Genomic DNA, 9,538 nt, shown 5'->3' with positions numbered 1-9,538 from the left:
GTTACATTCCGAACCCGGAAGCTAAGCCTTACAGCGCCGATGGTACTGCAGGGGGGACCCTGTGGGAGAGTAGGACGCCGCCGAACAATCTTTAGAAAAGCCCCGTGCCATTGGCACGGGGCTTTTTCTGTTTCACCGTCTTATTTCACCAGCTTCGTGTCGTAGGCCAGGATCACCGCCTGGATCCGGTCCCGGGAGCCCGTCTTCGCGAGGACGCGGCCGACGTGGGTCTTCACCGTGGACTCGGCGAGGTGGAGGCGGGTGGCTATCTCCGTGTTGGTCCAGCCCTTGCCGATGACCGTGAGGATCTCGCGTTCGCGGTCCGTGAGGGAGTCGAGGCGAGGGTCCGGGGTCTGCGCGGCGGCTGAGGCGGCGGTCGGGAGGTGGTGGACGTAGGCGTCGAGGAGACGGCGGGTGAGGCTGGGGGCCACGACCGCGTCGCCCGTCGCCACGGCGCGGATGCCGGAGAGGAGGTCCTCGGGCTGGGCGTCCTTGACCAGGAAGCCGGAGGCGCCGGCGCGGAGGCCGGAGTAGGCGTACTCGTCGAGGTCGAAGGTGGTCAGGATGAGGACGCGGGTGCGGGCGCCGGAGGCGATGATGCGGCGGGTGGCCTCGATGCCGTCGAGGCCGGGCATGCGGACGTCCATCAGGACGACGTCGGGCTGGAGCTCGGCCGTCATACGGGTCGCCTCGGCGCCGTTGTTCGCCTCGCCCAGCACGGTCATGTCGTCCTGGCTCTCCAGCAGCATGCGGAAGCCGAGGCGCTGGAGGGGCTGGTCGTCGGCGATGAGGACCGTGGTCACTGCGGGGTTTCCTCCGGGAGGTGAAGGTGGACGCGCCAGCCCTGTTCGGGGTGGGCGCGGGGGCCGGCCTCAAGTGTGCCGCCGTAGAGGGCTGTTCGTTCGCGCATGCCGGGAAGGCCGCGGCCCTCGGTGCCGTTGAGGGGGCTGCCGCGGCCGGTGTCGGTCACGGTGACCGTGACGGCGCCGGAGTCGTCGTAGGACATGTGGATGTGGGAGGTCGCGCCGGGGCCGGCGTGTTTGAGGGTGTTGGTGAGGGCTTCCTGGATGACGCGGTAGACGGTGAGTTGGCGGCCCGGGGGGAGGACGGGGGTGCCCTGGACGGTGGTGTCGACGGGGAGGCCTGCGGAGCGGACGCCCTCGATGAGCGGGGTGAGGTCGGAGAGTGTGGGCTGCGGGGTCAGGTCCGCGGGAGGGTGGGGTGTGTCGGGGGGTGCGGGCTCGTCGCGTAGGACGTCCAGGAGTCGGCGGAGTTCGGTGAGGGCCTGGCGGCTGGTGGTGGAGATGGCGGTGAGGGCCTCGGCGGCGCGCTCGGGGGACTTGGTGGCGGCGTAGCGGCCGCCGTCGGCGAGGCCGGTGATGACGGCCAGGTTGTGGCCGATGATGTCGTGCATCTCGCGGGCTATGCGGGCGCGTTCGGCGGCGGCGGCGAGGCGGGCCTGCTGGTCGCGTTCCACCTCCAGGCGGCGGGCGCGGTCCTCCAGGGCCTCGGTGTGGGCGCGGCGGGTGCGGACGGTGATGCCGATGGCCGTCGCCACGGCCACGGACATCAGGACCGGGACGATGTCCTGGTCGGGGCTGCCCTGTGGGTGGCGGGCCGCCATCACGGCCACGGGGGCGGTGATCAGGGCCGTGGCCCACCAGAGGTCGCGCGGGGGACGGCGTAGGGCGATGTGGAAGACGACGAGCAGCTGGAGCAGGATCGCCTGGAGAGCGGTGCCCGTCCAGGCGTTGACCAGGGAGACCGGGGCGATGGCGAGAAGGACGGCCCTGGGGTGGGTGCGGCGCCAGAGGAGGGGGACCGAGAAGCCGAGGCTCAGGGCCACGACCAGCCAGCCGGGGTTGTCGCGGTCGCGGGCCACGTTGAGCCAGCCGCCGCCGGCGTAGTCGATCAGGGCCGCCGTGACCCAGAAGCCGGTCAGGAGGAGGTCCCAGGGGAGGGGGTGGTGCTGGTCGAAGGCGCGTACGCGTCGGCTGACGCGGTGGACGTACTCGGTGAGGGGTTCCGTCGCCCGCTCTTCCCTCGCCCGTTCTTCCGTCGCCTGTTCTTCCGTCAGTCGTTCTTCGGCCACGCGGTCCATGGTGGGCTGTTTCTCCGCCGGCGTCATGCCTTTGATGGTCGTCGCGGCGGGGCCGGGAGGCGTCGGACCGTGGGCAGTATTTGAGGTGAGCGGGGTAGTACCCCGGTACTACCGTGGCCGGTATGAACTATGTGATCCGGTCCATACGTGCTGATGAGTGGCGTGCGGTGCGTGAGCTTCGGCTCGCCGCGCTCCAGGATCCCGTCGCGCATCTCGCCTTCATGGAGACCTACGAGGACTCCGTGACCAAGCCGGACTCCTTCTGGCAGGAGCGGACGGCCAGGGGTGCCGAAGGGGCGACCGGAGTGCAGCAGATCATCGCCGAGGACGCGGACGGGCGGTGGGTGGGGACACTGACCGTGCTGATGGAGGAGGCCGGGTCGACGGACTGGGCCGGGTTTCCCGTCGAGCGGCGCCAGGGGCATGTGGTGGGCGTCTATGTGCGGCCCGAGGCACGCGGGACCGGGCTGACCAAGGAGCTGTTCGAGGCGGGCCTGGAGTGGGCGTGGGACCGTGGCGCCGAGCGGGTGCGGCTCATCGTCCACGAGGAGAACGGGCGGGCGCAGGGGCTGTACCGCAAGGTGGGGTTCGTGCCGAGCGGGGCCGTCGTGCCGTTGGCCGCGGCGCCGGGGGAGTCCGAGCTGGAGTTCGTGCTCGAACGCCGGTGACCGGGCCGGGAGGGTCTGGCTCGGGTGCCTACGCCGCTCGGTGCCTACGCCGGGAGTTCCGCGTTCGGCCAGCGGGTGCGGGCCTGTTCGCGGGACCGGAGCAGGGCCAGGGTCGGCATACCCCGGTCCGCTCCGGTTGCCAGCAGCTCCGGGAGCTGGGGAAGTGGAGCCACGGCGGCGACGTCGTCCAGGACGAGCGTCAGTGGTGGGTCGAGGCGACCGGAGGATGACCGTTCGGCCATGCGCCGGCCGCGCTCGACCACGCTTGAGGCGAGGGCCGTCAGGAGGGGCATGGCGCCTGGATTCGTCCTGGGGTCCTCGATGGATTCCCCCACCACGTAAAGCGTGCCCCCTTCGTCGACGAAGGAATCCAAGGCGAGGGCATCAGTTCGGTTGGGGGTGCAGGCCTCCCGGACGTTCACCGTGAACAGGGCGGAGAGCGCGCGGCTCGTCAACTCCTGGGCGATGTCCCGGCGTTCGGGGTGGGCGGTGAGGGTGGCCTCGAGTTCGCCCGCCGAGCCGGGTGCGGCCTTGGGATTCGTACGGAGGATGCGTACGGCGTCCTGGACCTGGGTGCCCTGGGACCAGCGGTGGACGTGGCGGATGGTGCGGCCGTCGATGGCGGCGGCGTGCAGATAGCTCCGCAGGAGCGTTTCGGCTACGGCGGTGAGGGCGGCGTCGATCTTCGCGGTGGGGCGGATGGGGGCGAGGAGGGCGGTGGCTCTCGCGATCGCCGTGTCCTTGTCCTCGCAGCCGGTGGTGGGGGACCAGTGGAGGCGGGCCGGGGTGTCGCAGCGGTGGGTGGGGTCGTAGACGTGGACGGGGCCGAGTTTGGCTCGGGCGTCCTTGGTGTCTGTCCAGAGGGTGGGGTTCGAGGTGATGACGAGGGCGGGGCCCTCCGCGTCCCGGATCGCCTGGGTGGCGGTGGTGTGGCGGGTTTGCGGGGTGCCGTAGTGCACCGCGCCTTCGGCGCGGTTGGTTTCCCACCCGCCCACCCGTTTGCCGTCGGGCACAGAGGTGTGGGGGGCAGTCGCGGCCGGCGTCTCGTGCAGCGGTGCCGTGGGCTGCAGTGGCGCCTGGAGGCTCGTCGCCGTCGGCGGCCGCGGGTGATTCGTGGGCTGGGGGTGGGCCTCGGCGTGGGCTTGGGGCTGAGCCTGGGGTGTGTCGGCCGCCGGTACCTGTTCCGTCGCCGGCCTCTGAGCCGGGACCTCCTTCTGAGCCCTCCGTTCCGCCCGCCCCCTCGCGCGTACCGCCCTCCATCTCGCCACCGTGCCCATGACGAACACCGTCAGGACGACCAGGATCATCAGCTGGCCGATGAACAGGCCCCAGAAGAGGCCGTAGCCGGAGAACTGCGGGGCGGGGGAGTCGGGCCAGGCGCCGGGGATGTCGTGGGGTTCGGCGATGAGGTGGCGCATGGCCAGGGGGGTGCGGGTGAAGGTGACGCCGTCGGGCCAGCTGCCGTGGGCGAAGAGGGCGGACAGGCCCGTCGCCGACCACACCAGCAGGGTCATGCCGAGGAGGAAGGCGAGTATGCCGACCAGCAGGCCGTCGGGGATGCCTCCCTGGGCGTCCTGTCGGCGCGCGCGTTCCTCACCCGGTCTCATGGCTCTCCCCGTCCGCTTTCCTACGCCACCGTCGACTCGGAGTCGCCGAGGTGCTGTTCCACGAAGGCCGCCGCTCGTTCCTCCGCCTCCAGTTCGGCGGCGCGCAGGGCTTCGTCCGCCAGTTCCACGGAGGACTCGGTCATCGCGCGGTCGGTGAAGACGAGGGGGCGTTCGGTCTCGGTGACCAGGTGTTTGACGACCTGGACGTTGCCGTTGACGTCCCACACGGCGATGCCGGGAGTGAGGGAGGGGATGATCTCGACCGCCCAGCGGGGGAGGCCGAGGACGCGGCCGGTGGCCCGTGCCTCGTCCGCCTTCTGGGCGTAGATCGTCCGGGTCGAGGCCATCTTGAGGATGGCCGCGGCCTCCTTCGCCGCCGCTCCGTCGACGACGTCCGACAGGTGGTGGACCACCGCCACGAAGGACAGGCCGAGGCGTCGGCCGAACTTCAGCAGGCGCTGGAACAGCTGGGCCACGAACGGGCTGTTGATGATGTGCCAGGCCTCCTCGACCAGGAAGATGCGCTTCTTCCGGTCGGGGCGGATCCAGGTGTGCTCCAGCCACACACCGACGATCGCCATGAGGATGGGCATGGCGATGGAATTGCGGTCGATGTGGGACAGGTCGAAGACGATCAGCGGGGCGTCCAGGTCGATGCCGACCGTCGTGGGGCCGTCGAACATGCCCCTGAGGTCACCGTCGACCAGGCGGTCCAGGACCAGGGCCACGTCCAGGCCCCAGGCCCGTACGTCCTCTATGTCGACGTTCATCGCCTCGGCCGACTCGGGCTCCGGATGCCGTAGCTGCTCGACGATGTCGGTCAGGACCGGCTGGCGGTCGACGATCGTCTCGTTGACGTAGGCGTGGGCGACCTTGAGGGCGAAGCCCGAGCGCTCGTCCAGGCTGTGCCCCATCGCGACCTCGATGATGGTCCGGAGCAGCGCGAGCTGGCCGGTCGTCGTGATCGCGGGGTCCAGGGGGTTGAGGCGGATTCCGTGGTCCAGGGCCGCCATCGGGTCGAGCCGGATGGGAGTTATTCCCAGCTCCTGCGCGACGAGGTTCCATTCACCGACGCCGTCCTCGCCCTGCGCGTCCAGGACGACGACCTGGCGGTCGCGGAAGCGGAGCTGGCGCAGGACGTACGTCTTCTCCAGCGCCGACTTGCCGTTGCCGGACTCGCCGAGGACCAGCCAGTGGGGTGCGGGGAGCTGCTGGCCGTACAGCTGGAAGGGGTCGTAGATGTAGCCCTTCCCGGAGTAGACCTCGCGGCCGATGATGACGCCGGAGTCGCCGAGGCCGGGGGCGGCGGTCGGGAGGTAGACCGCCTGGGCCTGGCCCGTGGAGGTGCGCACCGGCAGGCGGGTCGTCTCCACCTTTCCGAAGAGGAAGGACGTGAAGGCGTCGGTGAGGATGGACATCGGATCCCGCATGCGGCGGCCCCTACCTTCGAATGCCGGTGGCGAACGGAAGCGTGTTCACGAAGGCACGATGGTGCTCGCGGTCGCACCACTCCAGCTTCAGGTACGACTTTCCGGCCGAGGCCCTGATGGTCCGCTTGTCGCGGGCCAGGGCCTCGGGGTTGCGGGAGGAGACGGTGATGTAGCCGACCAGGTTGACGCCGGCCGCGCCGCTCGCGAGGTCTTCGCCGCGCTGGTCGAGACGGTTGTGGGAGGCGACGTCGCGGGGGTCGACGGTCCGGTTCATCTTGGCGGCCCGGGACGCCTCGGCCTCGTCGTTGGTCTTCTCGGTCAGCATGCGCTCGATGGCGACCTCGGTGGGTTCGAGGTCCATCGTGACGGCGACGGTGCGGATGACGTCCGGGGTGTGGACCAGCAGGGGCGCCAGGAAGTTGACGCCGACCGGGGTCATCGGCCACTCCTTCACCCAGGCCGTGGCGTGGCACCAGGGGGCGCGGGTGGAGGACTCCCGGGTCTTCGCCTGGAGGAACGTCGGCTCCATGGCGTCGAGTTCGGCCGGCCAGGCGTTGCGCTTGGTCATCGCCTGGATGTGGTCGATGGGGTGGTCCGGGTCGTACATGGAGTGGATGAGGGAGGCGAGCCGGCCCTGGCCCAGCGGCTGGCGTACGCGGATGTCGGCCTCCTGCAGGCGCGAGCAGATGTCCGTCAGCTCACGGGCCATGACGACGGCGAGACCGGCGTCCCGGTCCAGCTTGCGGCCGTTGTGCGGGCGGGCCGCGCGGGCCATCGCGTGGGCCTCGGCGGCCAGCTCACGGGAGTAGTGCATGCAGGCGACGAGGTACGCGCGGTGCTGCTCGCTGCTCGTCGACACCATCGACTGGAGTTGGTCGTACGACGCCTGGAGCCAGACCGGTGCCTTCTCGTCGCCGCGGACGGCGACGTCCTTGGCGTGGGCGTCGGGGTCGGCGGGGAGGGTGCGGGCGAGCATCTGGAGGCGGGTGACGAAGCCGTCGCCGTTGGCCACGTGCTTGAGCAGGGTGCCGAAGCGGTCGACCAGGGCTTCCTGGTCCTCGGAGTCGCGCAGGCCGACGCCGGGGCCCTCGATCTCGATCGCCGCGGTGACCGTACGACGGTCGGCGTGCAGCAGTACGGCGATCTCGTCCGGGCCGAACGGGGCGGCGAGCCAGTTGATGCGGCCGATGCCGGGCGGCGGGCCGATCTCGACCTCGCGGCCGTCGGCGTAGGTGCCGGCCTCCATCACGCCGGAGCGGTAGGCGGTGCCCTGCTTGAGGGTGCGCTTGTAGCTGCGGTTGATCTCGAACCACTTGTAGAAGGTGCGGCGCTTGTACGGCACGTACACGGCGGCCAGGGCCACCATGGGGAAGCCCATGAGCAGCACGATGCGCAGGGAGAGCACGGGGACCAGGAGCCCGCACATCATGCCGAGGAACGCGCCGGCGATGATCAGCGCGATCTCGCCGGTCTCACGATTTCTGCCGACGATCGCGTTCGGCCGGGCGCGGCCGATCAGATATGTACGGCGGGGCGTGACCGGATGGGACACGTGGGACTCGGTCGTCAACGCCCTTCACCTCCCGTGCGGTTGGTACTGCTGTTGCGGGTGTTGCTGGCGTGCGGGGTGTTGACCGGGCTGCCGGCGCGGGGAGCGGGGGCGGCGGAGGGGACAGATCCGCCGCCTCCGTTCGAGGAGCGCGTGCTGTGGGCGGCGACCCCGCCGGATGCGGGGTTGCTGGGGCGGGCGCCGTTGCCTCCGGAGGCCTGGCCGTTGTTGTCGGCGCGGGTGCTGTGTGTCTTGATGCCCTGCGCGACGAGGGTGGCGGGGGAGCTGATGACGGCCGCGGCCTTGCCTTCGGCGCCCTGCATGATGCGGTTGTTGCGGGAGCCGGCGATCTCGTCTCCGAAGCCGGGGACGAAGCGGTAGATCATCGCCGACGCGAAGATCGCCAGCAGGATGATGGCGAGGCCGGAGACCACGGCGGAGAAGGCGTCCGGGCCGTCGTCGGCGGAGAGTGCGCCGGCCAGGCCCAGGACGATGACGATGACCGGCTTCACCAGGATCACCGCGATCATGATGCCCGCCCAGCGGCGGACGTGGCCCCACAGGTTCTTGTCGACCAGGCCCGCGTAGACGACCGTGCCGAGGAGGGCACCTACGTAGAGCAGGGCGGCGCGGATGACCAGCTCCAGCCAGAGCACTCCCGCGGCGAGGATGCTCACCAGCGACACCACGATCAGCATGATCGGGCCGCCGCCGATGTCCTCGCCCTTCGCCAACGCGCCGGAGAACGTGCCGAAGAAGGCGTCCGTCTGGTCGCCGGTCGCCTTGGCCAGGACCTCCGACACGCCGTCCGTCGCCGATACGACCGTGTAGAGGATCAGGGGTGTGAAGGCGGAGGCCAGGACCGTCAGCCACAGGAATCCGATCGCCTCGCTGATGGCGGTGGTGAGGGGGACACCTCGCACCGCCCTCTTCGCCACGGCCAGCAGCCACAGCAGGAGGGTGAGGATCGTGGACGCCGCGAACACGACGGCGTACTGCTGGAGGAACTTCTGGTTCGTGAAGTCCACGTTCGCCGTGTCCTTCACCGCTTCACTGAGCTTGTCGACGGTCCAGGCGGCGGCGTCGGCGCAGCCCTTGGCTAGGGAGGAGAGGGGGTCGAGGGTACTTGTGGGATCCAGGGAGGGGGAGTTGCCGTTGCTGCCGGATCCGCTGCCCTGCTCGCAGTAATCCTTGGCGGGGCCGTGGATCAGGTCGCAAGGGTCGTTACTTGGCGTCGGTGACGGCGTCGGCGTGGGTGCTGCGAAGGCGCGCGTGGCCGTGAGGACTGCCGCGGTCTGGACTGCTGTGACGATGGCAGCCAGTTTGAGCACGCGGTGGCTAGCGGGCATACGTAAACCCTCCGTACTCCTCGACAGCCTTCGCCATCTCGTCGGCGGTGGAGGCCCTTTCGTCGCCAGGTACGGGCGCGGGGCCGTCCTTCTGGGAGTGGGTCACGATCTTCCAGTCACCGTTGGTCCATTCGAGCTTCATGGTGATCGTGAACCAGCTGCTGGTGACCGGGTTCGTGGAACTCTCGCCGGCGAGGCCCAGAAGACCGTTGCACCAGACCTCGACGGTTGCGTTGCTGCTGGAGGTCTCGGTGGCTTTGGTGCCGATCGGGCTGGTACGCGACACGAACGTGTAGCCAGCCGGTGTGGTCCCGTCTTCGTTCAGTCCGACGTTCTTGTTGAACTGAGGGGTGTACGCCTTGTCCAGCGTCGCCTCGAAGGCGGAGACCCGTGCGGGGGTGATGATGGCTTGCAGGATGGCGTCGCGCTTGGCCTTGCTGAACATGTCGGACGACCCGAGCGCCACCGCGTAATTCGCCGCCGCACTCTGCGCCCCCTGCTCATCCTGGGCGAAGCCCGACTTCACCGGGGTCTTGCCCGTGGGCGCTGTGGGGGCGGCCTGGGGCTGGGAGCCGGCCGTGTCGGGGGTTGAGGAATCGTCTCCTCCGCGGTTCGCGAAGGCGATCGCGGCGATGAGGAGGACGACGACGCCGACGACGGTGACGAGGCTTCGGGAGGAGGAGCGGCCGGGTCTGCGGGCGCCGCCGTAGACGTCGGTGGGGGCGTCGGGGTAGCGGGTGCGGGTGTGGCCCGTACCCGCGTAACCGCCGGAGGCGGACGTGTCGTGGTCGTCACCGGGACTCATGCCGCGTACGCCCCCTCGACGTATGAAAA

Annotated in this window: 8 protein-coding genes and 1 rRNA gene; 2 read left to right on the top strand and 7 right to left on the bottom strand. The window is 70.1% G+C overall.

The window, feature by feature from the left end; translation table 11 throughout:
* Window positions 1–86: ribosomal RNA gene (gene rrf / locus K4B79_RS46045) — 5S ribosomal RNA — on the top strand; the annotation flags it as partial.
* Window positions 87–140: 54 nt separating this feature from the next.
* On the opposite strand, the gene K4B79_RS46040 is transcribed toward rrf, so the two are convergent.
* Both K4B79_RS46040 and K4B79_RS46035 read right to left on the bottom strand, forming a co-directional pair.
* Window positions 141–803, bottom strand: a complete 663-nt coding sequence (locus tag K4B79_RS46040; protein ID WP_232033450.1) for a response regulator — start codon at window positions 801–803, stop codon at window positions 141–143.
* A complete protein-coding gene (locus K4B79_RS46035) occupies window positions 800–2,128 on the bottom strand; it encodes a sensor histidine kinase (RefSeq protein WP_374208594.1) in 1,329 nt (442 codons plus the stop codon). The genes K4B79_RS46040 and K4B79_RS46035 overlap by 4 nt, the downstream gene beginning before the upstream one ends.
* 95 nt (window positions 2,129–2,223) lie before the next feature.
* On the opposite strand from K4B79_RS46035, the gene K4B79_RS46030 reads away from it, so the two are divergent.
* Window positions 2,224–2,769, top strand: coding sequence for a GNAT family N-acetyltransferase (locus K4B79_RS46030; protein ID WP_232033449.1), 546 nt, complete (start codon window positions 2,224–2,226; stop codon window positions 2,767–2,769).
* 44 nt (window positions 2,770–2,813) lie between these two features.
* Here K4B79_RS46030 and K4B79_RS46025 read toward each other — a convergent pair whose 3' ends face one another.
* The 5 genes from K4B79_RS46025 to K4B79_RS46005 are packed head-to-tail and all read right to left on the bottom strand — an operon-like array spanning window position 2,814 to window position 9,509.
* Window positions 2,814–4,376: a type IV secretory system conjugative DNA transfer family protein gene (locus K4B79_RS46025; protein WP_232033448.1), complete on the bottom strand. Its 1,563-nt coding sequence runs from the start codon at window positions 4,374–4,376 to the stop codon at window positions 2,814–2,816.
* A gap of 20 nt (window positions 4,377–4,396) precedes the next feature.
* Window positions 4,397–5,806, bottom strand: coding sequence for an ATP-binding protein (locus tag K4B79_RS46020; protein WP_067435420.1), 1,410 nt, complete (start codon window positions 5,804–5,806; stop codon window positions 4,397–4,399).
* 10 nt (window positions 5,807–5,816) lie between these two features.
* Window positions 5,817–7,376, bottom strand: coding sequence for an SCO6880 family protein (locus K4B79_RS46015; protein ID WP_232033447.1), 1,560 nt, complete (start codon window positions 7,374–7,376; stop codon window positions 5,817–5,819).
* Complete coding sequence (locus K4B79_RS46010) at window positions 7,373–8,704, bottom strand: hypothetical protein (protein ID WP_232033446.1); 1,332 nt, start codon at window positions 8,702–8,704, stop codon at window positions 7,373–7,375. Before K4B79_RS46010 ends, K4B79_RS46015 begins: the two co-directional genes overlap by 4 nt.
* Window positions 8,694–9,509: a hypothetical protein gene (locus K4B79_RS46005; RefSeq protein WP_232033445.1), complete on the bottom strand. Its 816-nt coding sequence runs from the start codon at window positions 9,507–9,509 to the stop codon at window positions 8,694–8,696. Before K4B79_RS46005 ends, K4B79_RS46010 begins: the two co-directional genes overlap by 11 nt.
* Window positions 9,510–9,538 lie beyond the last annotated feature (29 nt).

The organism is Streptomyces lincolnensis, from assembly GCF_021173675.1.
GTDB lineage: Bacteria > Actinomycetota > Actinomycetes > Streptomycetales > Streptomycetaceae > Streptomyces > Streptomyces lincolnensis_B.
The sequence above is the reverse complement of the archived record's forward strand: the minus strand, read 5'-3'. Positions and strand labels throughout refer to the sequence as shown.